The sequence below is a fragment of the Nitrospirota bacterium genome (assembly GCA_016214845.1).
In the GTDB taxonomy this organism is placed as follows: Bacteria; Nitrospirota; Thermodesulfovibrionia; order UBA6902; family UBA6902; genus SURF-23.
On record JACRMS010000021.1, the window covers coordinates 31,272 to 54,846 of the forward strand.

Below are 23,575 nucleotides of genomic sequence, written 5' to 3' on the forward strand. Positions count from 1 at the left end.
AAATCCATAAGTAAAATTATAGAGTTAATTTTTTATATACACTTTGAGGTATCATCCGTATCACGAGCATGATCCACCGCCAAAACCATGGTAAGAACACCTCGTCATTTTCTTTTTCCATTGCTTTGTAAATGCCTCTGGCGATTACCTCTGGACCAACAAACAAAATCCCCTTCTTGAAATCGGCCGTCATAGGAGTGTCTACAAAACCCGGCTTAATCGTAAGTACCCTGACCCCGGATTTTTGCATACGTTGTCTTAGCCCCGAAAGAAAAACAGTCAATGCCCCTTTTGCCGAACCATAAACATAATTACTCTGTCTTCCTCGATCGCCCGCAGGAGAGGAGATAACCGCAATAACTCCGTGACCTTGTTTTTCAAAATGTGATGAAATATGGGTCAAAATGATTGCGGCACTTGTAAAATTTATATCTATTGTTTTTTTCATCTCCTCAATATTTGTCTCACATAATTTCTGAGCAGGTAATGTACCATGTGCTATAAGAAGCCCGTCAAGGTCCGGCAACTTTGACAGACAGCTCTCAATTGCATTAAGAATTGAGTTTTCATCTAACGCGTCAAAGGCTGAATATTCAACTTTTTTTGCCCCTCTGACAACTAAATCATCCGAAAGACGCTTTAACTCTCCTTCATCCCTTGCACATAAATAAAGTGATGCGCCTTTCTTTGCAAAAAGCTTGACAGCTTCAAAAGCGATTGCGGATGTTGCACCAAAGACCGCAATCCTAGTTGGCAATGTCATTTCTACCCCCTACCCTTCTGTAAAAACTCGATGATAATTTAGGATCGACATATTTAATAAATTCCTCAAACTTAGGAAATGAAGACCTGAAGGTTTTGCCGGACATCCTGGCGTCTTTTGCAGGGTAAATTCTGCCCCCGGCGCTGCAAACAATATCATCCAATTTATTCAAAAGTGAAAAAAGTTTTTCGCCTACATTTGGAAAATCCAGGGCCAGGGTGATCCCGGGCATGGGAAATGAAAGCATCCCATGGGCCGGAATGCTCCCAAATTCTTTTAGTACCACAAGAAATGATCCAAGCTTACTTTTTGAAATTTCCTTCAGTATTGTTCTGATAGCATCTTTATTATTTTTGACAGGCACCACACACTGCCATTGCAGAAATCCCCGCTTACCGTACATCCGGTTCCAATTATTTACATTGTCCAGTGGATAAAAAAACGGATCATAATGAACAATGCGTCTCTGTTTTCTGATAATCTGTTTATTGTAGAAAAGAATATTGAACAACTTGATAGTAACCGTAGACAGCAAAAACGACGGGGCATCAAACGGAAATGCCTTCCATGTCGGGTTCTTGTGAACAGCCTTCATTTCTTCCTTTTCCAATTTATTAATATGATTGCCCCTCATAAAGATCCCGCGAACTCCATCATTATGAAGACAATCCAACCATGAGACCGTATATTCACAATGCGCTTCAGATTCCTGAGAGATTTGAAAAAATTCATCCAGATTTTCAAACTTAATAGACTCCATTTCAATATACGGGCCATTGATCGGTTTCAGCCTGATATCGGCCCAGAGAATAACGCCTGTTAAACCGAGCCCCCCGATAGTAGCCTCATACCAGTCCGCATTTCTATCTTTACTGCAGATCATCCTTGTGCCATCAGACCTTTCAAGTTCAAAACAGATAACATGGCTTCCGAAGGTGCCTGCTTTGTGATGGTTCTTTCCATGGACATCATTGGCAATTGCCCCGCCGATTGTTACAAATTTGGTACCCGGGGTAACAGGTAAAAACCAACCTTGCGGAACAAAGACCTTCAGGATTTCATCAAGTGTAACACCTGACTCGCATCTCAAAATGCCCATATCTGGATTAAAATTTACAAACTTGTTTAAAAGTCTGGTAAACAGAAGATAGCCGCCGTCATTTAGACAGGAATCGCCGTAGCTGCGACCCATTCCGCGCGGTAAAACCAGCGCATTCACTGAATTAATAGAGTCCGCAACTGTGTTAATTGACTGAGGGACTATCTCCCCCAAATGGATTCTCCGGGGAAACCTGCCCCAGGATTCAAAATAATAATTATTCGACATAAGATTGACCTAAAATATGTTTTAATTACTCCCTATGTGACAGTGTAATTTTCATATTTGCTTTAGCAAGTTCTTCATTAATAATTCTCAAAAGCCGCTGAGCTATTTCAGGCTCTTTTTCAATTATATTATTTGACTCATCAGGATCAAATTTCAGGTTATAAAGGGTTACCTTCTTTTCTTCCAGGACACACACAAGCTTGTAATCTCCATCTATTATTGCAATAGCGCCATTGGTAATTATTTTTCCACGAGCGTGGTTTTTTATAAAGTTCGAAATCAAAACCGGGCGGCGTTCCATCTGATTACCATTAATAAATGGCACCAAACTCCGTCCCTCCATCCAGACCGGAATAGGCAAGCCTGTCAGCTCAAGTATTGTAGGAGCAATGTCTATTTGTGAGACAGGCATATCAACAAATCTGCCAGTTTTATTTTCAGGTATCTTAATTATTAACGGGATGCGGATAGTTGGTTCATTTATGATTTTATTAAAACCATGCCCGATTACATTATTGGAGAAACTCTCTCCATGGTCTGCAGAAAAAATTATAATTGTATTTGACAAATCTACGCTTTTTGCAAGGTTATCCATGAATAACCTGAATTGTTCGTCTGAATATAAAAGAAATTCATCATATCTTTTCCTGAATATATCGACTTCTTTTTGCTGTTCAGGGTTATAAGGTCTATGGAGATCCCCCCAGCGCTTCATTATATCAGCAGTTTTTTCGATATCGCCGTACATACCGGCATAAGGTTTCGGCGGCAGATATGGGTCATGCGGCGGGTTAGTATGAAGCCATGCAAAAAATGGCTGTTTTATCGTGCGCTCCGTGATTGATTTTAAAAATCTGTTATATATGAGATCGGGAGGAGTTATAGTGTCTGGCAAGCCGTCCGAATTATGTGGCATTCTCGGATGTATAATCATTTTCACAATATTCTCAAAACTGAGTAAAGGATATTTCTGCATGAACTCCCTGACTATGGGTCTATTTAGAAAAAATAAACTGACCTTGTGCAACAAGCTGTTGGATCTATATCCTGTTTTAAATGTATAGTAATGGTCATCCATTTTGAAATTGGCCCCAATTCCTATAAAATCAGGATGAGCATGTTTATTCTGAACAAAAGCATAATTGCTGTACCCGTAATCTCTTAAAATTCTTGGCAAACTGTCCAAATAAGTTCTTGATGGGAAATTTGAAGCGGTATACCATACTCTATGCGTCCATGATCTCTGGCCTGTCATTAAACTCATTACACTGGGAGTTGTCCAATTTGACCCGCTGTAAGCTTTTTGAAACACAATACTGTCTTTTGCCCATTGAGTTATATAAGGTGTTGTCGTGCGGTTGTAGCCATACAACTCCATATCTTTCGAGGTTAACGCATCCCATGTCACCAGAATAACATTAGGCCGTTTATCAACTGAATATTCATGGAAGTTCGAAACATATCGTGAGGTAAAAATATCCTGCTTAAAAACACTGTGAACAGAAAGAGGCGCAGCTATTAAGAATAAGGCAAGGCAGACAAAAGTAAGCGGTTTGATTCGAAAAGTTATTTCATCTAATATTCTCCCAGCGTATGAATGAAAAAACCAAACAAAAAATGTAGCTATTACACAGCTAATTAATAACACTGTAAAGCTATTTATGCCTGTAAAACCACCCAGACGCATATACTTATCAGCAATAAGTCCAATAATCATTGAGAGTACTATCAAGATAATCCATGTTACAGAGTATTCAAGGCGAATAGAGATCGACTTCATTCTAAAAACTCCATATGCGACTATCCATAGGATCGTGCTTACTATTAACCCTATGACAGACCAAATAATATACACAAGGGATATGTCAGATAAGAATTCTATGAATGGAACGTATAAGGAATACCCATCCCACATATAAAAAGCTTCACTTATCAAATAAAGTGAGAACAAAATAAAAATTGTTTGTAAAAGTATAGTGAATGATTTTTTCACTAACATCTTCTCTTTTATGTTTTCCATATGATTAACAGTCCTTCTGATTATTTGATTTTATTTGATAGATATATGGGAAAAACCTTCCCTATGGGATACCTTATTAAACCTAACACATGATTTAAAGTTGAAATTATCAGGCACCTGGATAAGAACTCGATGACATACAAGTTTAAACCTCGATCTATCTGGCCAAGCGTGGAATAAAAGTAATATTCGCACTACTGTCCCCCACGATTCTCGTTTCTAAAGTTAAATTATTCAAATAGGTATTAACCTGGTTATTTACAATAACTTTTTTATGATTCGACGGAAAGTTTAAATCCAGCCACGACTTGACGCTGTATCCAGCTAGATAAGCGGCTGTCTTAACATGAGTATTAACAGCATCAGGCGGGGAAACATAGTCTGGGAGATTGAAAATACGGATAACTCCATCATCCGGCAATTGGGAAGCAATCTCTGAGACCTTATGTAAGAAGATAGACGACATTCTCCCGGTGTCTTCCCACTCTCTATAGGTTCTAAAAAGAGGTGAATATGCAATTAAAGAAAATGATAACCCAGCAATTATGAAACTGGAGATCGTAGTGTTAATCCATGATAAGCAAAAACCCGCAGGTTGATATTTCCTTTCCTTAATTTTTTGGATGGTTAATGTTATTCCTTCAGTGATCATGATGGAGAGAATCCCGCTGAAAGGGATAATTGGAATATACATATACCGATAGTCAAATTTTGACGTCATTAAGTAAACACCAAGAGGTATCAACAGCCAGGCCAGAAAAAAAAATACCGATTTCCTGTAAGACAAATTCATGGACTTTTTTATCTTTTCATACTGATAAATTCCAATAATTATAATAATAGACACAAACAATAAAGTTCTATATGGTAAATAGCCAAACAGCGATCCTAAAAAATCAACAGGATAAAGCAAGCTCCCAACATAACTCTCAATAATCATTCGTAACCCGGTCCCGGATTGTCTCTGGGGTAAGTTTATTCCTTGCAAAATGTATGCGCGCCAAGTGAAAAACAGAAAGGTAATAACAAAGTAGACAAGAGTCCCTTTTAGGGCATTAATTATTGTATTTTTTAGAGGTTTCTTATCCAACAGGCAAGAAATTACTTGATATGCAAAAACAAGCAGCGGCAATATAATTGCAATCTCTTTAGCTCCAAGTGCAAGGGCATAAAAAAACACAGAAAATACCAGATAGCCGTTTTTTTTCATCCCGTTGGTGAAATACTTCAAGAAAAACAATAAAGACAGAAGTAGAAATAGTGATACAATAACCTCTTGTCTTCTGGCAACACCTGGAACAACTTCCACGAGAACAGGATGAGCAGTAAATATAATAGCAGCCAGCCAAGCTATGACTAATCTATCCTTTGTCAGAAATCTCATGAGAAAGAACACCATAACAGAAACTGAAATATGTAATATTAAATCAGTCAAATGATAACCGAAGGCATTTAACCCCCAAATGGAGTAGTCTAAGCTGAAAGATAATGTTGATATAGGACGATAATATTTAGCTATTTCTGTAAACTGAGTGCCATTCATCATTGGCTCGGTAAATATTCTACTTATATCCCTATATGATTGAATTCGGCTTGTATCGATTAAACTTAGGGTATCCCCAGCCGTGAAAAAATAGTCAAGTATTTCTCTATAAGAAAGAAAGGTAATTAAGACTATTGAAAGAATCATTAAACCGGCGACTATTTGCTCATTTTTACACTTTCCTCCCTTATTATTGTCCATCTTCACCTGAAATAAATTTTAATTTTTCTTATATTGCATGATCTTTCTGTTTGCAATATAGAGATTTTCATCAATTAACCCTTTGAGGCGCTTTGCTATCTCAGGTGTCACATCAGAAGAGTCATGCTTCTCTTCAGGGTCGGCACTTATATTAAAGAGCAGGGATTTTTTGTCATCTAAATTATAAATAAGTTTATAGTCTCCATCCCTCACTGATATGGTTCCTCTGGTAATAGGAAAATTCCCGATTGCACGATTTCTGATCAGCTGCATCGAAAATACGGGACGTGGTTCTACAGATTTGCCTTGAATAAGCGGTAATAACGATCTTCCTTCCATCCAGTCAGGTAAAGGAATTTTAGCCAGGTCAAGGATCGTTGGCGCAATATCTATCTGTTCAACGGGCATGTCTACCATCCTGCTTTCTTCGTGACCTGGCAGTTTGATTATCAAAGGGATATGAATAAGAGATTCATATAGTAATGACCCATTATGTCCTACATACCCATGTGAAAAACTCTCGCCGTGATCGGCAGATACGATTATGATCGTATTTGACATATCAATAGTTTTGGCAAGACGAGACACAAATGATTTGAATTGCTGATCAGAATACAAGACATATTCGTCATAACGCTGCCTGAGGGCGTTAACTTCATCTTGTCTCTGCTGACTGTACTCTGCATAAAGCAGATTGCTGTCTAATTGTTTATCTCCTGTACTAAATTTTTCTGATTCACCAAACACTCCCATAAAAGGACTTGGGGGCAAATAAAGGTCATGCGGCGGGAAAAGATGAATCCATGTAAAAAACGGTTCTTTAGGATTATCATGTATAAAATCTAAATATCGATTATATACCGTTTCAGATTTAATCGGGCTCGAATAAATTACAAACCGCATGTATGCCGGGTGGCGGGAATGCTTTAAGTTTATAGGTTTTAAAAGCGGATTGTTTTCAATTATTAACTCTGCAGCAATACGTCTTTTCACAAAAAAATTGGTAAGCATGGTAATCCACCATTTCCCGGCTGTTAAAAATGTATAGGCATCATCATCCTTCAAAAAAGCATCGTTAATACCGAGAGTCTTGGGATGAGCAAGATTATTTTGCACAAACCCGTAGACCCGATAACCATTATCACCCATGACCCTTGGTAAATTATTTACATAATTATCAACTGTTTGATACTGCGGCTCATACCATAATTTATGAGTCCAAGGGCGCTGTCCTGTCATAAGACTCATTGAAGTCGGGGTGGTCCAATTAGATTCAGCGTAAGTACTCTTAAAAATAAATGCACCTTTTGCCCATTCTGATATGAAAGGGGTTGTAATACGCTCATATCCATATAACTGCATGTCATTTGCAGTTAATGCATCCATAGTTACCAAGATGATATTCGGGCGTTTCTCATTCTGAAAACCGGTTTGAATAGAATTGACAAGCTTATTATTTTGATTCGTTGAGGAATCAATTCTCAATATTGAAACTGAAAATGCAATTAATAACATTAGAAGGAAAAACCAAACTACCGGGGTGATGCGCTCATCAGCATCAAGCAGGATATTTATGACATCCCAACGCTTACGAGAAAATAAAACAGTAACCAGAGAAACAATAAAAGCTATAAAAAACATAAACGCTTGATTGAGAGTAGCGTTCTTTATAAAAGAAAATCTCGAAGAAAGTGTTCCCAGTATAAAAATTAATACCACATAAAGGAGGGTAAAAATAAACGCATATTCAAATCGATATATTCCTGACAACCAAGTTTTTTTAGGAATCCAATATGCGATAAGCCAAAAAATAATACCGAAAATCAAAGATGATATTGTCCATACGATGAAGGCAAGTGAAGCGTCCGGCAAAAAATCAATAATGCGCATATAATAGGAAAATCCATCGAACCTGTAAAATGCAACCTTTATAAAATGGAGAGAAAATAAAACGAAGAAAAAGCGGAGTATTAAAAGGAGAGATTTTTTAGCTGTCACTTCTTATCTTTTTTTCCTGGAGAAATAGTTTCTTACAGCATTAGCTATTCTTTTCCAGAATACCACAATGGTGGCCAAAATTCCGTAAACAAATGGGAGCACAGAAGTAAAAAAGAAACCTCCGGTATTAGGATCAACATAAGCAAAAGTCTTATATGGGAAATTCAACAACGTCAAACACAGAACAAAAGTTATCAAACCTATTTTCATTATTTTTTCTTTCATCAGAAGACCCCTGTGATTTAATTTGATTTATAACGAACTTTTATTTAATTATAGCAAATAAGAATGATATTATGCTAATCTCTTAATAATATAATGAAATTCATATACCCTCTTTTAAAGAATAAATTTTAAAACTTGGCATCGAGCCGTTCCTGCCTAATAATTCATTGTTTGTTATTTCTTTATATTTCGATAAGAAAGCGGGGATATTTTTCATATCGGCGTTAAGCCAGACCAAATAAAAGTTAATATTATATGTACGCAATTCATGCTCTAATTCAGCATCACTAATATTTTTTCTTGCTTGCCCGAAATAACTCATTTTCATATTCGAATAGAATAATAGCTTTAGGGTTTCAGAAAATTTCTCATTAGAAGCAATGTTACCGGTCAGACTACTAAACTTAGCCAATTTTTTTACTACTACATCATATTCCGTATCAGCATTGGGATCTCTTATACTATTAATGGGGACCACAACGAATGATATAATGAAAAATGCTATTAATACAATTTTTCTCGCATTATTAGAAAAAGCACTATTAAAAAATAAATACAGCAGGTGCACTCCCATCAAAAGGATTAAGACATTTATAATCCATGAGTATCTTGCATCGGGATGAACGAGAATATACCCTGCAGAATATAACAGAATAGTCATTAGAGAATATAATTTATCATCCGCGACTATTTTTGCGTTATTTCTTTGAATACAAAGTAAAACATATCCAATAATTATTGCACTTGAAAATACAGAATAAGAACCTTCAAAAATACCAACCGTGTAATAGATATTTCTCACAATCAGCTTTATTTGATGTTTAAGAGATACCCATGAGTCAAAAGGACTCCACGGTTTAAGATATGACGTAAGATATGTAAAATCTTCCCAAACGCTGAGTGCAGTTTTGTTCGGTGGTTGAAAGAAACCCTGGTCATACACTGGATGAGCCATCCTTATATAACTTCGCCATCCTTCAAACCCATACCATGATGCCCCAGGTGGATCAGGCACACCCGGACCAATAACCCTGCGATTATATTCTCCTGAAGTTCCAATGCTTAGTGTATGGTACTTGTTGCTTATTGCAAAAATCCAAGGAACACTGATAAAAGAAAAAAACACTATGCCAAGAATTGCATTTAATAAGACGTTCCTTCTTGACTCTTTCGTTCTCAGGTATTGAAAAACATTAAAAAGCATGAAGTGTGAAATAAAAAAAGGAAAAATAAAGGCCTTGCTTAAATATCCAATCCCCCCTATTAAACCGCACAGTATGCCTTTATATAAACTGTCTGGATATTCATCAGCGAAAATAAGATAAAGATAATATACAAGCGTGCATACAACCAACAAATCAGGAGTGTGATCTCTTAAAGCGTAACTAAGAGCAATTGGCACTGCTATAAAAGATGTTATATTTCTCAAGCTTTCGTCCATCTCAAACCTGCAAGAAAATTTTCGTATACCTACTAAAAAAAATAATCCGATGATCAAATTTAGTACATAAACCGACACGATGGGAGCAACTCCCAACTTTAAAAATGGAATTAGAAGCCATGATGAGAGCGGCGCGTAAGCTCCATTCACAGCATCTACAAATTCACCCCTAATATATTTTTGCGCAATACTGATCAATGCAATAGTGTTGGTAGTTAATCCGTATTGGTAATACTTTTGATAAATCACAAACAATATATCTAAACTTGCAAATACACCCAATGATAATAAAAAAGTTTTGTTAAGCAGTACAGATTTATTTTTCATCTATCCAAAGCTCTCCAAAGATTTAGCCTTGACACGTTAATGTGAATTCAGTAGCCCGCTTTTTTTACGATACAGGTTTTTATTCTTCATTAACGGTTTAGTTGTTGCGGTTTTAGTAGTTTTAAAACTTTGGGGATTAATCACGAATATGCGTATTAAGTAATGATCTGTATTCATCAAGTCTCCCTGCGATATAACTGTCAATTCGATTTTCAGTTCCCAGACCGGGATGTGATACAATTTCGGTGTCAAAATCTTTATCTCTGAATCTATTAATAAATTCTTTCAGCAAATCCTCATAATTTCCGCCTGTAGCTAACGGCATGAGAACAAGATTTTTTGAATAACGAATCTTGGCATTATCCAGCTTCCTCTTCATAAAATAGCCCATAAAATACAAAATCATCATCTTGGGTACTTGCAAAAGAAATCCATATCGTATCAGGGAGAAAATATAAAAAAACATATTTTTTTTTTCGAGTGTAATACACCGTATGGAAAATATTCCCGCCGTTTGTGCGTAATGGATTAATGAATTCATCACCTTCGGAATAATATGAATGTGCTGATGAGTATCCATATATGTGATTTGAAAGCCTTTGCTTTTAATAACATTATGCTGATGTTTAATATTATCAATGATTTTATTTTTAGTTAATTGCCTGGTATAAATTAAATAAAGCAATTTAGGAAGAGTTAAATTATTACTCTGATCCATTCCAATAAGTGTTGTATTTGCAGTAAGATTAATATGCAAACCAATTTCAACATTCTTGTCAAAATCATTACTGATAATTTCAGTTGTTTCATAAGCCATTACACTCACCTTTGAAACAATTTTCTTTTTGGTAAGCTCTGAAATTGCACTGTTAATGTCTTTTGCCATGCCATAATCATCTGCAGTAATTTTAAATCCCATAGTGCTTATTTTTTGTAATATCCTGACATACGTTTAAAAAAAACTTTCATCAACCCTGAAGTCATAAAGAAAGTTTGTTTTACAAAACTTATTGTGCTCATTTCTGATTCATAATTAAACTCTATTGGCACTGAAGATATTTTTTTCTCGTTTTCCTTGGAGCACACCAAGAGCTCGATATCAAAACTAAACCCATCAATACTCAACTTACTGAAAACGAGTTCAGCAGTTTCACGGTCAAAGCCTTTCAACCCAGCCTGTGTATCTTCGATATTAACACGGGTAAAAAAATTAATTAACCAGTTATAAATTCTCCCTGATGTATGCCTGATGTAAATATAAGAAAGATTTTCTGATCTTATTTTATAAACACTATTCCTGTGCATCCGGCATGCTATCACGACATTTGCCTCTTTATTCACGAGTTTTTTAACCACATCATCTATATTTTTAAATGAATAAGGCAAATCGCAATCTGTAAAAACAATATACTGCCCTTCTGATAATTCAAAACCTTTTTTAATTGCAAAGCCCTTGCCTCTATTTTCTGGAAGATTTATATATTTAATTAACGTCCCGTTTTTTTTATCTTTTAAAAAAGACTGGATTGCTTCATTTGTCTTGTCAGTGCTTCCATCATTTACAACTATTATTTCACTTTTAAAATCGGCTTCAGTGCAATATTTTGAAAATAGATTCAAGTTATTGTAAATAAATGATTGGGCATGATATGCAGGAAGGATAAATGATATTAACTGCTTATTTTTCATATATTGTTGTTGATGAAATAATTGTTAACTAATTCTTTTAAGATATCATCAATATCAAGACTCTGTCAAAATTTTTATTGTTTATTAATTACAGATTTATTAAACAAGTTAATCTTGGGGTTATTCGTGAGTCTGTTCTGGTTGTAGTGAGGATTCATTGATATTACAAAATCAGCATTATTTACAGATGCCCTGTAATGCCCTACAAGATAGAAATCCAATGACTGCCCTCCCAAGCCCAGATCCGCACTCAACTCGTTGCGGCAATAGTCCATGCCGAATTTGTCTTTACCGAATTTGCCCGCACAGTCAACAAACACTTTGCTATTCTTTGGTAGCTTTGCATAAATATTTTGAAAATCTTCAGTTATAGCATTGAACCTTTGTGCATCAACAGATTTTATTGCATTCATCTGGAATACGCTAAGAATAAATAATAGACACGCGCCGATAGCAATCGCTTTCGAAAAAGCAGGTTTTATATAATGACTCAATACTATATAAAACATGATAGACAGCCCGATATAAAAAGGCGATTGATAATCATGATATGCAGTGAAATGTCTCATAGGGACTGCCCAGCAGAACCCTGATAAAACGAAAATGTATAAAATCGTAAGATTGATCTTTTGTCTAAATTTTACTAAGCCATAAATGCACAATACTCCGCTCACAATGACAAACGATACTCCGGAAATCCAGCCGAAAATTGATTGCTTAAGTGTTACAATGCCTGTCAGAATTCCCGAAAAAGGCACAATCATATTAAAAATATGATATGCTTGTTTCAACCAGAAAATACCCCATTCAAATTTTACGCCATCAGTACGAAGACCTAGCCTTCCGCGCATACTTAACATAGATGGAACTTCCTGCATGCTGCCTCCCCGTACACTCCATTCATTAATAAATTGTGCCCCAAGGATTAGAACACCAACGGCAACTGATGAGGCAAAAGCTATAAAGGACGGTCTGTTGATAATCGTTCTTACGATGTCTTTAACTTTTCTGCTGCGAATCTGATTAAATACATCTACCAACAACCATGCTATAAAAACGGCATAAGGTTGCCACCCCACCGATATTGAAATCAGTGAAAGTAATATAATCCGTGATCTTCTGAGATTGCCCGTGTATTCCTTGACTACTAAAAACAATGCCAAAACAAAACCGAATATGGACGGCGTATCATTGAAAATCATATCGTTGTAATAAAGAATATAATAGGATGAAAAAATAAAGAAAGTCGTGGTCAAAGATAAGTATTTGTCTTTTAATATTGCATCGGTAAGCAAAAAACATAAAATTAATGCCCCGATAATAAATAAATTCATTACCTGCCTGGCAACGTAAATCTGCATCGCCAAATTCGGCTCAAATGCCTGCATTGCTACGCCCGTGACGAGAAATGGAAAAACCGGAAATCTATTATACGGGTGATAATAAATTTCTCCATTATCCAGCATCTGTTTTGCTAATAACATGACTAAATGCTTATTATCAACCATCAGGCTTTTTGACAAGACTGCACCCCGTGAAGACGTAAAACCATGATGTTCTGTGTTAAAGCCATTAGTATGATTTTGAAGCAGAAAAATACATGCTACAGCAAAAAAGAAAAGAAGAAGAAAAAGTACAGAATATTTTTTTGCAAATACGTTAGATTCAGGATTTATCGGTTTATCAGCTTTCATATGTTTTCTGTGCCGGTGCTGTTCCAGTCTGATGTATGCATCTATGTCCTGTTGACTCGGGTCATTTCTTTTCGTGGCGAATTTCACACATTGAACAACATTCAAGGAGAGTAGCATCAAAAGCGAACAGTATCAAGAGTATAAAACCTACACGTGCTTGTACAGCAGCCGGTAGTACGTGCCGATCTATTTCCATTGCATCTGCGTGCCAGACTATAACCGCAAGAGGATAAACTAGTAGGATCAAAATTATAGGAACCCACGGTATTGTTAATTTTCTTGAAAATACAAAAAATAAATTTAAGCCAAAAAAGATGCCGAGAAGGAAAATATAGACAGGAAACAATTTCCATGAAGATAGATAACCAAATAATGACTCGCTGACGGGAGCCCCTTTCGGGGCATAATAAATAATGCGGCTGCCGTACATCATAGACTGAAAATCCTTAAGGGGCTCAAATATTAGATATGCTGGGTGCGTAAGGAGATAAAGGGAATATGTGGACTTGCCGTGAGAATAGAGCCAGTTTCTGAATTGCTCAAGTTTTGGGTCCTTATAGTATGCAAAATCATCTTCATGAGACCACCTGCCGGCACGTGCCATGAGACTTTCATTGACAGGCATTCCGTGGTTTTCAAAATATGTTCTTAATTCTTGGTCAGGCAATATTCTCTTTGAAACAACATTTAAGAAATAAATCGTCCACCTGTTGTTAGTATTTGAAATAGCATTCGAAGCCAAAAATAAAATAAAGAAGGTGATAGAGATGATTATAAAGTAATGACGCTGATTCAATCTTCTGTTAAGAAAAATGACCAGCGCAAGGATCCCGCAGATCATAAGCAGCATAAAACCATTGGCGCTTCTTACAAAAGCGAACATCGTTGAGATGGCCATGAGCATTATAACCCTTGTTAGCGTAATTTTTTGGATAAATAAAATCCATATCCCAATAAAACAAGCGAGAATGGACAGGGAAAAAGATTCGCTCAAAATTGCTCTATTCCACATTGAGATACCGCTGGACACGCTGAACCCTAAAATAAGGATGTAAGCTAAAGGCAGCAAAAGAGTGTTATTTAATGTTTTAGCAACAACATATGCCAGGAATATCCATGAAAAAATTGAAAAGATCAGTTGAATAAATGTTATTGCTTCAACATTACTATGAAAGATTTTATAGACTAGTGGTACAAGCGGAGGTTTTAGCCCGCCCCAAAACTGCACGCTGAAAATCGATGAAGACGCAGCCTCCATGTATTCAAGTGAATCCGGATATTGCTGTGGTTCAGGGACTTTTAAAAAATGAGATACCTGCAAATAAATATATACGCCGATAATTGATAAAGACAAGAAGTATAAAAACCGTCTTTTAGGATTAGAGTCGATAACCATTAATTTTTCACAATCTGCTTAATGAATTATAATCATGCGCCCACCAGTTACATTTTCTTATATGGAAATTTACGGTCGCTACCAAAAAAAACCTCAACGGCTGGAACGAAGTTCCCCATATAAAGTCCAAAGCCCCCTGAGCTGTTTTATTGTCATAGATGGAAGTTTTCTAAAAGGATACATCCTTGATGCCCCGGCTAATCTGTCCCTGTGACCTATAGGGACAGTAGCTATTTTGAAACCTTTCCTGTAAGCGCGGACGGTAAACTCTGACCAATAACTGTATGGCAGAAGGTGGCATTCAGGTGCAATGTTTAATGCGAGCTCCCTTCTTATGAAACGATATCCGCAATCCATGTCTTTAAAAGGCACTTTGAACGATAGCCTTACGAGTGAGTGATATATCCATGAAATCAATATCCTGTGCGGCGGGTCTTGTCTATCTACTTTCTCACCTATCACCATATCTTTATCTTGGCTGTTCCATGCGGCAAAAAGATTAGGGAAATCATCAGTTAAATATTGACCGTCAGAATCCACAAATATAATGGTATCATTTGTCGCTGCAATCAAAGCATCTTTGACTGCTCCGGCATATCCTCTACGGTTATCGGCCAATTCGAGTTTTAACGGTAATTCATTAGTAAGCCCTTTAAGAATCTCTCGCGTACCGTCTATACTCCCGTCTTCTGCAACAATGATCTGCGTCTCGGCATATTTAGAGACCATTGCATAAAAAGACCGCAGCACTTCTTCAATACTGTCAGCTTCATTAAAGGCGACCATAATAATATCGATTTTGTTTACCATACTTTTATGCTCTTTCAATTTGGAATTCAATCAACAACTAACTACAGTTATATCCTTATGAATAAAAGGCGTCCCCTGAGAACATGGCATTCATCAATTCGGGGTAAGTTTATTTTTTGTAGATACAAAAAATAAGCCGTCAAAAAAACTTACTGCTCTTTTCAATAAGAAGCTTAACAATAAGACGAAAGAAATATAAACAAAGAAATAGACCGCCAGTGGTTTTCGAAACAAGAAAAAATCATAAGATCCTATAAAAGGCATGTGCAGCAAATAGATTTCAAATGAATTTCTGCCAAGATAAATCAACGCTTTTGATTTTAATTTAACTTTATCTAAAATGCTACCAAACACACTGATCGCCAGTATTAAAAAAACCGGTGAAATTTTTTTTAAAAAAATAACGCTGTCCATATTTACCAATCCTGACTTTGGTAACCATGCAACGTCTTTGCCACTGTAATAAATAGCAACATATACGAAAAAAGCCGCTGCCATGCAAACAGTCAACAGAAAGGTATTGAACACAGATAAAAACTTAAATAACCTGTTACTGTACAATCCCAATAGTACCCCGACCGGGAACACAATATAATAGTGCTTCCACATATCAAAACAATCAGCTAAAAAAGGAACGCGCATAATCCAATATATTGAAAAACATGAAATTGAAAATAATATTAGCAGCTTGCTTAACGATCCGATTTTCAATAGTGAAACACAAAAATAAATTATGTAATTATAAATGGTATAGGAAATAAACCATAGGGCGCCATTCGGATAATCATTACACAGTATACCAGAGAAGCTTAGTGCAAATTGCTTTAGAGGATATGTCTTTTTCAAAAGCAGAAAATCTAATAAATAAAACAATAGCAAGGCAAACCAGGTGGGCAATAATATTCTTTTTATCCTTTTTTTAATAAAAGAGCTTCCGCAATTGTTCAAGTGATAGGTTTTAGTCAAGCCCACCCCGGATATTAAAAGGAATATTATTACGGCCCACGGCCCTGCGAATTCGAAAAACTGTATTCCCTCAATACGCATTACGGAAAAATGTCCTAAAAGTAAAAGAATTATTCCAAGGCCTCTTAACGAATTAGTTGTATCAACGTCAAACAAATCGTTAGCTGCTACTTGCTGTTTCTTCTCTAAAGATAGGATTATCAGTAATAATGTAATACTGCAGATAATTAGGAGTGAGAAATTGCCATAGGAAAAAGGTATTTCATTGTGAGGGTAAATAGAGATTAAATTATCCATATTTTACTTCCAGCTTATCTATATTTAAACTTATGAAAGTCAAGTTAGAGCAAGGATACAAAACAAATAAAGCACGATGATTAAATTGTGAGGTTACAGCATTTTTCATGCAGGATCACAAAATAAATATGAAGATCATCGTTGTCCAAAAATGTAATCTAATTCTTCTTGATGAAGTGTTTTACTCATATCGTTTATAAAATCTTTTGCGATAATCATGGAGTCTTTCATTTTGTCTTTATCAGTAAGTACATCGATTCGCACCATAAGCCCAACTCGTTTTTTATTGAATAATGAAAAATATAATTGCTTTATTTTTTGGTCTATCCATTCATGCACAATATTTTTGTCAATAATTATCCAGTAAAAACTTAGAAATTTCTCTTCCCCTTTCTCAGTAAAAAGGGTATGTGTTTGAAGTCTGCGTCCCATAACATTAAACTCCGTATCGTCAAGTTCCCTGATGTTGAAGCCTGCACTGGTAAAACACCCTTTTGGGTGGTGAAAATTCCCAGCATCCAAAATTATAAAAAGAAGTTTCTTGCCTTCATTATTTGTGTATTGATAAGAAAGCATATCGCTTATAAAGTTGGCCGTACTTCTCTGAATGCTTCCGTTTACCTCCTCAGTTATATTTTCCCCTCGCCATTTTGCTACAACAACAGGTAAATCAAGTTTAGCAATGAAGCCCGTGCCTACATATTTTTCTTTAGTAAAAGCAAAGCTTAAGACCGCACCTGATAGAAGAAGGATAATTACTACCCAGTATTTGTATTTCTCCATCGCTTGCCCTTTATTGTAATTTTCTATCTAAAAACGAATCAACACCTATCAAGCCCGATATAGTAATAACAAATATTACTATGCCGCTGAAGTTATGAAAAAATCCCTGACCGACTTTCTCTCCGAAGTAAAAGGTAATAAGACATAGAGATACTACACGTATTAGATTGCCGAATAAAGCAAAAGGGGCTATACAAGATGTTAGGATAATTTTTTTCGAGAAACCTCCACTGCCAATATAAACATAAGTCAACATTAAAGAAAACATGGTAATTAAAGAGCGAAATCCGCTGCATGGCGGACCCATAAAGATTTCACTGTAACCTATAGTTAAAAGCAGTCCTTCTCTTTTAATAGGATAATTTAATAAAACTAATATTTTTTCGGCTACTACAGAGGTACCGTGACGCATCGGTAATGTAATGCTGTCCAAAACTCCTAACGGCACAGGAACTAAAAGTAAAAGATAAAGAATCGGGAAGAATAATGGTTTCAGCATGTTTCTTCCGTATAGATAAGTCACAAGACCGAATAAAAGAGGAACGAGCGAAAGTGTTGATATAAACATGTATTCTTGTTTCCATCCAAAAACAAACATAATTAATCCAGTGAAAAGAATTATAAGACTGCCAATATGTCTGCCTGGATGAGTTTGCTGTGCAAGCTCTTTTATATCTTTTCTTTTGCGCCACACCAGCCATAAGGATAGAGGAAGAATGAAATAGGCGTGAGTATAATCTATCTTATCCCATTGAAAAAGATAGAGTTGATAGAAAAGAGGTGCGTACATAATTATTACTAAGGACCAAACTACATAATTAACCATTTAAGGATTCCCTCTTTCCGAAAATAAAAATTATGGTTCTGGTCAATAAATCTTCTCTTGTGTATCCCTTATTTTTTAAATCCCGTTCAATTTCCGGAGTCAATATTTTTTCGCCTTCTGTTGTGGTTTGTTCCTCAACTGTGCGGGTATAAGCTCTGAAAATGTTTCTATACTGTTTTATTGTGAATTTATTTAAATAAATATTTACGGGAAACTTATTGTCCCGGAGATGGTCCCATGGCGGAACTCTCATAGATGGCAATTGGTCAGGGTTCAACCATTCATGACAGATCCCTCCCGATATGCTTGGGAAAAGATGTATTGAAATGGCCGCAATCCCCGATGGTTTAAGCATCCGATTGACCTCCCTAACCGCACCTTCCAAATTGTCAATATGCTGAAAGACCATGTTTGAAAATATAAAGTCGAAGCTGTCAGTCTCAAAAGACGTATTTGTGGCATCCATTATACGGACATCAAGATTGTTGAATGTAACGGGTTTCCCATATTCTCTGGACAATTCGGTGAAGAATTTTTTATCAAAGAGAATATGTCTTGTTAAAGACTTTAATGCCCGTTCCATACCATTCAACCGCGCAACTTTCAAGAATACGGAGAAATTCATTTTATACGTCGGGGCATCTATATCAATCCCTACAACCGATGCGCCATCTGCATGAAAAAGCGCCACTTGTCTGGCAGTTTGTCCGCAACCTATTTCAAGGATTCTTGCTTTTTCGACAGGAATGCCTACATATTTATATAAATATCCGAGAAGCCGCTGATGGTGCCATATAGTTCGTTTGGCATCAGCAAAAGACTTATTTTTGTAAGCTCGATAAAGAAATAAAGCAGACTCTATCTTGCTGCGAAGAGATACTCCTTTTTTACACATGACTGTCTTCATAGTCGGTCCTACTTTGCCCCTTTTCCCAGAAGTACAACAGGAATAGTCTTTAGCAGGATTTTACAGTCAAGCCAAAGAGACCAATTATCAATATATTCCAAATCAAGTTTCATCCATTCATTAAAATCAGCAATCTCACTCCGCCCGCTAACTTGCCATAAGCATGTTATACCAGGTCTCATACTCAATTTTCTTCTCTGCCAGTTATCATATTTTTCAACTTCTGCCGGCAATGGAGGCCTTGGCCCCACCAAACTCATGTCCCCTTTAAACACGTTCCATAATTGCGGCAGTTCATCCAAACTATACTTCCTCAAGAACTTTCCTATTTTTGTCACTCTGGGGTCATTTGTCATCTTAAAAACAGGCCCGCACATTTCATTATATTTGAGAACTTCTTCAAGTTTGGATTCGGCGTCAGTAACCATGGTCCTGAACTTATAAAAAACAAATTTCCTGCCGTATAAGCTGCATCTTTCCTGCTTAAATAAAATAGTGCCTTCTGACGTAATTTTGATCAGGATTGCCGAGATCAGGAAAAAAGGCGAAAAGGCTATTAGCGCAACTGCAGAAATAAAAAAATCAATGATTCTTTTTATAAACAGGTACTCTAATTTTTGCGACACTCCCTCAAAAGTTAGTAAAGGGAAGCCGTGCAAGTCAGTTTGTTTTGCCTTCAAGATTTCAAGTTCAAAGATGTCAACGGCAAGATGAATAGCTAATCCCTCACTCTCGCAAAAACGTATTATTCCCTCAATCTTATTAAGCCATGAACGCGGGACAATAAATACAACTTCATCTACAACATTATTATGGATTATATTTGGTATATCATCGAAACTTCCTAACACTTTGTAACCGTATATTATATTTCCTGTTTTAGTCTTGTCCATGTCCACAAGACCTATGATTTTAATCGCCCATTGAGGATTATTGCTTATTAAACTAACGAATTTTCCTGTCCGTTTGCCTGTGCCTACCACTAAAATACTTCTAAAAGCGTACAGAGCACTTTTGAAATTGGTCCCTAAGCCCCATACGTATTTAACCATATATATAATTGCAATTTTTTCTATGATTATTAAAACAGCCGCAATAATAAATATAATGCCCATCATCAACCTTGTGACCTGCTCCTGCAAATGAAGGACAAATACGTAGCTGCCGAAAATAATGAAGCCTAAAACAGCTGTTTTAAATATTACGATTATTATCTCGGATATCTGCCGGACACCTGTAGTCCTGTACATTCCAAAATAATAAAGAAGAGTTCCCCATATGAACAGTAGAGCCGGTAAAAACCCGATATAAACATTAAGCGGTAAAACCCCTTCAAATCTTGTCCTTATGAAATATCCTATAAAAAATGATACCGCTACCACAAAAAGGTCAGCGATTAATAAAAACTTTTTAAGTGCTCTGCTTTGCTCTTTTATCATGGTTTGTTAAGAATTATATAGACATTTATATGCCTGATATATTTTATTTGCAATAATGTCCCAGTCATATTCTTTCTTCAACATATCCAACCTCGTTGTTTTTTCTTCATCAGGAGTTTCATTTTCCAAATGAAAAAGCATCATTTGCCTGAGATCTTCAAGATTCCCCTGCTTATAATAGCTGTTTCTGTCTAAATCTACTTGTAAATTTGCCTCAATATTACTGGCAAGAACTTCATTTTTGAAGCTAACAGCCTCAAGCAATACATGCGGTAAACCTTCAAACTTTGACGGCAGCACAAAAAGTTTTGCATTTGCAAATAGCGTTTGCAATTCTTTGCCTGTTATAAAACCGGTCAAAATGATGTTCTTTACTTTTTCAGCACGATCTTTAATCATTATGCTGTAACTATCCTCATGATCAGCATCGCCAGCCAAAACAAGCTTCCATTTGTTATTGTTCATTTGTTCGTATGCGCTGATAAGATCTTCAATTGCTTTTTCAGGTGTAAATCGTCCAGCAAAAAAAATGTAACTTTTTCTGCTCAACCCATATTTATTCAGATAGCGCTCCTCTTCATCCCTGGAAACTTCCATATGATTAATTTCGACTCCATTGGGTATGCGAACAACCCTGTCAGTATATTGTTTGATATATTCAGTATGCGCATCCGATACCGCTATTATCAAATCAGATTTGAGAGCGGCCTTTTCCGAAAGCCTCCAAACTATTTTTGCGACTTTACCCCATTTAGGATACAAGTAATCCCTCGACTGAAATGTTAATACGATTTTCACGCCAACCAGCTTCAATAATGGGATAAAAAGAGCGCAGCTCAATCCGTGAAAGTGCGCGATGTCTGGCCTTTTTATGACGGCAATTAAAGACGCTATAAAGCCGTACAGGATCTTTTCAAAATTTTTTGATTTTACCGACTTGACGTAGATAAATCTAACGCCTTGCCACTCATCTATCTTATTTTTGTAATACTTGGGAATTACCAAACCGGTAATTTCCAAGTCATCGTGTTTAGCTAATCTGCGGTACAATTCTTCGCAATATTTCTCGATTCCGCCCTGAACTTTTGGGAAACCACGCGCGCCAATCACAAAGACCTTCATCTCAATACCCTTCTTCCCATTAACGCTTATACTAATGTCAAACTCTTAAGTATTGTCTTAAACTATGAACCCACTTATTTTCAAATATACCTGAAACACGCACCTTAAACACAAACATTGGAAAATCTCTGATACCAATTCTTTCCAAAGCAAACAAATGACTTTGTCCACTTACGCAGCCGTTGTCGGTCGAGAAAGCAGCAGTGAACCTCGACTCTTTGACTATATCCATTGCTTGCTCGCTAAAATCCTGTCCTTTTTTTCCGAAAGGATACGCAAAATACTTAACTTCCTGCTGAAGAATCTTTTCCAGTTTAAGTTTTGAACCCCTAACTTCGGAAACCGCGGTTTCATAATCAACATCTGACAATGCCTTATGAGACATGGTATGAGCTCCGATGGTAACGTTATTCCTAAACATCTCGTTAATTTCTTCATCAGTCAACCCATGATCTTTTCCTATACGGTCTGTTGCAACGAATATTGTTGCGGGGAAACCCGTTACCTTCAAAACCTGAAACGCATTATTATAGTTGTCCTTCCAGCCGTCGTCGAAAGTGATCGCAACAACATCATTAGTTAAGCAGCCGCTGTTCCCTAAACTATTGATGAGAGCATCCAGCGATATAACGTTAAAACTTCTTTGCAAATAAGCCATTTGACGCTTGAATGTTTCTACCCGAACAGATATATGCGCATCTTCCCTGCCGTCATGAATGCGATGGTATGTCAGAACGAACATGATATAATTTTTAAGAAGTTTTTTCCTTAATAAAATATAACAATGCGCGATCCCTGAGAAATATAAAAAAAATGAGAACATGGCCCCGATATTCCATGCAATCTTATATTTTATTTCAGTGTATTTCCTGTTTTTCATTTTTTTTGAGCAGTTAACATTACACTGAGCATCTTCATCTCGGATGAATCCATCATACGGAATCTTTTACTGAGGTGAGGCTTAATCTTTTCCACATATTTTTCTTCCAACACGTCCAGTGGTAATGTTTCCACCTTTGTCCATCCATACTTCTCCAATAGCAGTTTGTATTCGAAGGCCCTAACTCTATTTAAAGGTGATTTGGGTTTGAACAGGTTCCACAAGAAATCATCATATCTGTAAATATTCAAAGGATCTTTATCCCTTATTGCAGAGGTATGTGTTCTTAAATCTATCTCGGAAATCAAAACCCCGCCGCTATTAACAACGCTGCTAAGTTCTTTTACTGTCTTCTCCATGTCTGGAAAGTATTCAAAAGCAGCCTGACTGAAAACAATATCGATCCCATCTTTAATTTTTGATATTTGAAATTTATCATCAACAATATAAATAACCCTTTCACTCTTCTTCTTGTAAAATTTATCCAGCTCTTCATTAAAAAAAACTGTATCGGTCTCAGGTCTTATATTCGCCAGTTTTCTGGAAAGCTCTTCGTAGAATTTTACAGGCGTTGACCGGGCAAGGGGATAGACATCTAACGCAATATACTTCTTTGCCCCCATCATTAGTAATATCAACCCAATCCCAAGGTCTGCTCCGGGGCCAAGCTCCAAAATAGTTTTGTTTTCCAATGGATTTATTTCTTCGTCCGAATACCTGCCAAGATACTTCAGCCATCCATCAACGACATTGATGTCATATTCAATGGCCCGTTCTACCTCATTTATGGAAAAACTTCTTGGTTTCCTGTAGCCGATTATACCCTGCTTTATGTAATTTAATAAAACGATAATAAGCCCCGTAAGATAATATATCTTATTATTGACTTCTTCAGGCCTTATGACATTCATTGGATACCGG

At 36.5% G+C, this 23,575-nt stretch carries 19 protein-coding genes; all 19 read right to left on the bottom strand.

Annotated elements, in window-relative coordinates; all coding sequences use genetic code 11:
* Positions 1 to 16: 16 nt before the first annotated feature.
* Complete coding sequence (locus HZB61_06655) at positions 17 to 763, bottom strand: SDR family oxidoreductase (GenBank protein ID MBI5056274.1); 747 nt, start codon at positions 761 to 763, stop codon at positions 17 to 19.
* A complete protein-coding gene (locus tag HZB61_06660) occupies positions 747 to 2,090 on the bottom strand; it encodes an FAD-binding oxidoreductase (protein ID MBI5056275.1) in 1,344 nt (447 codons plus the stop codon). The genes HZB61_06655 and HZB61_06660 overlap by 17 nt, the downstream gene beginning before the upstream one ends.
* Before the next feature lie 25 nt (positions 2,091 to 2,115).
* The gene (locus HZB61_06665; protein ID MBI5056276.1) at positions 2,116 to 4,110 is read right to left on the bottom strand and encodes a sulfatase-like hydrolase/transferase; all 1,995 of its coding nucleotides are present in this window, start codon (positions 4,108 to 4,110) and stop codon (positions 2,116 to 2,118) included.
* Between the two features lie 157 nt (positions 4,111 to 4,267).
* Positions 4,268 to 5,854, bottom strand: a complete 1,587-nt coding sequence (locus HZB61_06670; protein ID MBI5056277.1) for a hypothetical protein — start codon at positions 5,852 to 5,854, stop codon at positions 4,268 to 4,270.
* 18 nt (positions 5,855 to 5,872) lie between these two features.
* Complete coding sequence (locus tag HZB61_06675; protein MBI5056278.1) at positions 5,873 to 7,852, bottom strand: sulfatase-like hydrolase/transferase; 1,980 nt, start codon at positions 7,850 to 7,852, stop codon at positions 5,873 to 5,875.
* Positions 7,853 to 8,177: 325 nt separating this feature from the next.
* Entirely contained in the window at positions 8,178 to 9,845 is a 1,668-nt protein-coding gene (locus HZB61_06680) for a hypothetical protein (protein MBI5056279.1), read from the bottom strand.
* Between the two features lie 136 nt (positions 9,846 to 9,981).
* On the bottom strand, positions 9,982 to 10,731 hold the full coding sequence (locus HZB61_06685) for a ChbG/HpnK family deacetylase (protein ID MBI5056280.1): 750 nt from the start codon (positions 10,729 to 10,731) through the stop codon (positions 9,982 to 9,984).
* A 38-nt stretch (positions 10,732 to 10,769) separates the two neighbouring features.
* Complete coding sequence (locus HZB61_06690) at positions 10,770 to 11,534, bottom strand: glycosyltransferase (GenBank protein ID MBI5056281.1); 765 nt, start codon at positions 11,532 to 11,534, stop codon at positions 10,770 to 10,772.
* 74 nt (positions 11,535 to 11,608) lie between these two features.
* Positions 11,609 to 13,228, bottom strand: coding sequence for a hypothetical protein (locus tag HZB61_06695; protein MBI5056282.1), 1,620 nt, complete (start codon positions 13,226 to 13,228; stop codon positions 11,609 to 11,611).
* Positions 13,229 to 13,289: 61 nt separating this feature from the next.
* Positions 13,290 to 14,624, bottom strand: a complete 1,335-nt coding sequence (locus HZB61_06700; GenBank protein ID MBI5056283.1) for a hypothetical protein — start codon at positions 14,622 to 14,624, stop codon at positions 13,290 to 13,292.
* Between the two features lie 93 nt (positions 14,625 to 14,717).
* The gene (locus HZB61_06705) at positions 14,718 to 15,434 is read right to left on the bottom strand and encodes a glycosyltransferase family 2 protein (protein ID MBI5056284.1); all 717 of its coding nucleotides are present in this window, start codon (positions 15,432 to 15,434) and stop codon (positions 14,718 to 14,720) included.
* Between the two features lie 93 nt (positions 15,435 to 15,527).
* On the bottom strand, positions 15,528 to 16,697 hold the full coding sequence (locus tag HZB61_06710; protein MBI5056285.1) for an acyltransferase: 1,170 nt from the start codon (positions 16,695 to 16,697) through the stop codon (positions 15,528 to 15,530).
* Between the two features lie 135 nt (positions 16,698 to 16,832).
* The gene (gene epsI, locus HZB61_06715; GenBank protein MBI5056286.1) at positions 16,833 to 17,480 is read right to left on the bottom strand and encodes an EpsI family protein; all 648 of its coding nucleotides are present in this window, start codon (positions 17,478 to 17,480) and stop codon (positions 16,833 to 16,835) included.
* A 10-nt stretch (positions 17,481 to 17,490) separates the two neighbouring features.
* Positions 17,491 to 18,306, bottom strand: a complete 816-nt coding sequence (gene xrt / locus HZB61_06720) for an exosortase (protein ID MBI5056287.1) — start codon at positions 18,304 to 18,306, stop codon at positions 17,491 to 17,493.
* Positions 18,299 to 19,213, bottom strand: coding sequence for a class I SAM-dependent methyltransferase (locus tag HZB61_06725; protein ID MBI5056288.1), 915 nt, complete (start codon positions 19,211 to 19,213; stop codon positions 18,299 to 18,301). The genes xrt and HZB61_06725 overlap by 8 nt, the downstream gene beginning before the upstream one ends.
* Positions 19,214 to 19,221: 8 nt before the next feature.
* Complete coding sequence (locus HZB61_06730; GenBank protein MBI5056289.1) at positions 19,222 to 20,652, bottom strand: sugar transferase; 1,431 nt, start codon at positions 20,650 to 20,652, stop codon at positions 19,222 to 19,224.
* Between the two features lie 6 nt (positions 20,653 to 20,658).
* The gene (locus HZB61_06735) at positions 20,659 to 21,774 is read right to left on the bottom strand and encodes a glycosyltransferase family 4 protein (protein ID MBI5056290.1); all 1,116 of its coding nucleotides are present in this window, start codon (positions 21,772 to 21,774) and stop codon (positions 20,659 to 20,661) included.
* A gap of 37 nt (positions 21,775 to 21,811) precedes the next feature.
* Positions 21,812 to 22,654, bottom strand: a complete 843-nt coding sequence (locus HZB61_06740; protein MBI5056291.1) for a polysaccharide deacetylase family protein — start codon at positions 22,652 to 22,654, stop codon at positions 21,812 to 21,814.
* Complete coding sequence (locus HZB61_06745) at positions 22,651 to 23,565, bottom strand: methyltransferase domain-containing protein (GenBank protein MBI5056292.1); 915 nt, start codon at positions 23,563 to 23,565, stop codon at positions 22,651 to 22,653. The genes HZB61_06740 and HZB61_06745 overlap by 4 nt, the downstream gene beginning before the upstream one ends.
* Between the last annotated feature and the right edge of the window lie 10 nt (positions 23,566 to 23,575).

Bases quoted from the DNA above. Each gene is read 5' to 3' on its own strand.
- HZB61_06655 (MBI5056274.1), bottom strand. From the start codon at position 763: ATGACATTGCCAACTAGGATTGCGGTCTTTGGTGCAACATCCGCAATC.
- HZB61_06660 (MBI5056275.1), bottom strand. From the start codon at position 2,090: ATGTCGAATAATTATTATTTTGAATCCTGGGGCAGGTTTCCCCGGAGA.
- HZB61_06665 (MBI5056276.1), bottom strand. From the start codon at position 4,110: ATGGAAAACATAAAAGAGAAGATGTTAGTGAAAAAATCATTCACTATA.
- HZB61_06670 (MBI5056277.1), bottom strand. From the start codon at position 5,854: ATGGACAATAATAAGGGAGGAAAGTGTAAAAATGAGCAAATAGTCGCC.
- HZB61_06680 (MBI5056279.1), bottom strand. From the start codon at position 9,845: ATGAAAAATAAATCTGTACTGCTTAACAAAACTTTTTTATTATCATTG.
- HZB61_06685 (MBI5056280.1), bottom strand. From the start codon at position 10,731: ATGGCAAAAGACATTAACAGTGCAATTTCAGAGCTTACCAAAAAGAAA.
- HZB61_06690 (MBI5056281.1), bottom strand. From the start codon at position 11,534: ATGAAAAATAAGCAGTTAATATCATTTATCCTTCCTGCATATCATGCC.
- HZB61_06695 (MBI5056282.1), bottom strand. From the start codon at position 13,228: ATGAAAGCTGATAAACCGATAAATCCTGAATCTAACGTATTTGCAAAA.
- HZB61_06700 (MBI5056283.1), bottom strand. From the start codon at position 14,624: ATGGTTATCGACTCTAATCCTAAAAGACGGTTTTTATACTTCTTGTCT.
- HZB61_06705 (MBI5056284.1), bottom strand. From the start codon at position 15,434: ATGGTAAACAAAATCGATATTATTATGGTCGCCTTTAATGAAGCTGAC.
- HZB61_06710 (MBI5056285.1), bottom strand. From the start codon at position 16,697: ATGGATAATTTAATCTCTATTTACCCTCACAATGAAATACCTTTTTCC.
- epsI (MBI5056286.1), bottom strand. From the start codon at position 17,480: ATGGAGAAATACAAATACTGGGTAGTAATTATCCTTCTTCTATCAGGT.
- xrt (MBI5056287.1), bottom strand. From the start codon at position 18,306: ATGGTTAATTATGTAGTTTGGTCCTTAGTAATAATTATGTACGCACCT.
- HZB61_06725 (MBI5056288.1), bottom strand. From the start codon at position 19,213: ATGAAGACAGTCATGTGTAAAAAAGGAGTATCTCTTCGCAGCAAGATA.
- HZB61_06730 (MBI5056289.1), bottom strand. From the start codon at position 20,652: ATGATAAAAGAGCAAAGCAGAGCACTTAAAAAGTTTTTATTAATCGCT.
- HZB61_06735 (MBI5056290.1), bottom strand. From the start codon at position 21,774: ATGAAGGTCTTTGTGATTGGCGCGCGTGGTTTCCCAAAAGTTCAGGGC.
- HZB61_06740 (MBI5056291.1), bottom strand. From the start codon at position 22,654: ATGAAAAACAGGAAATACACTGAAATAAAATATAAGATTGCATGGAAT.
- HZB61_06745 (MBI5056292.1), bottom strand. From the start codon at position 23,565: ATGAATGTCATAAGGCCTGAAGAAGTCAATAATAAGATATATTATCTT.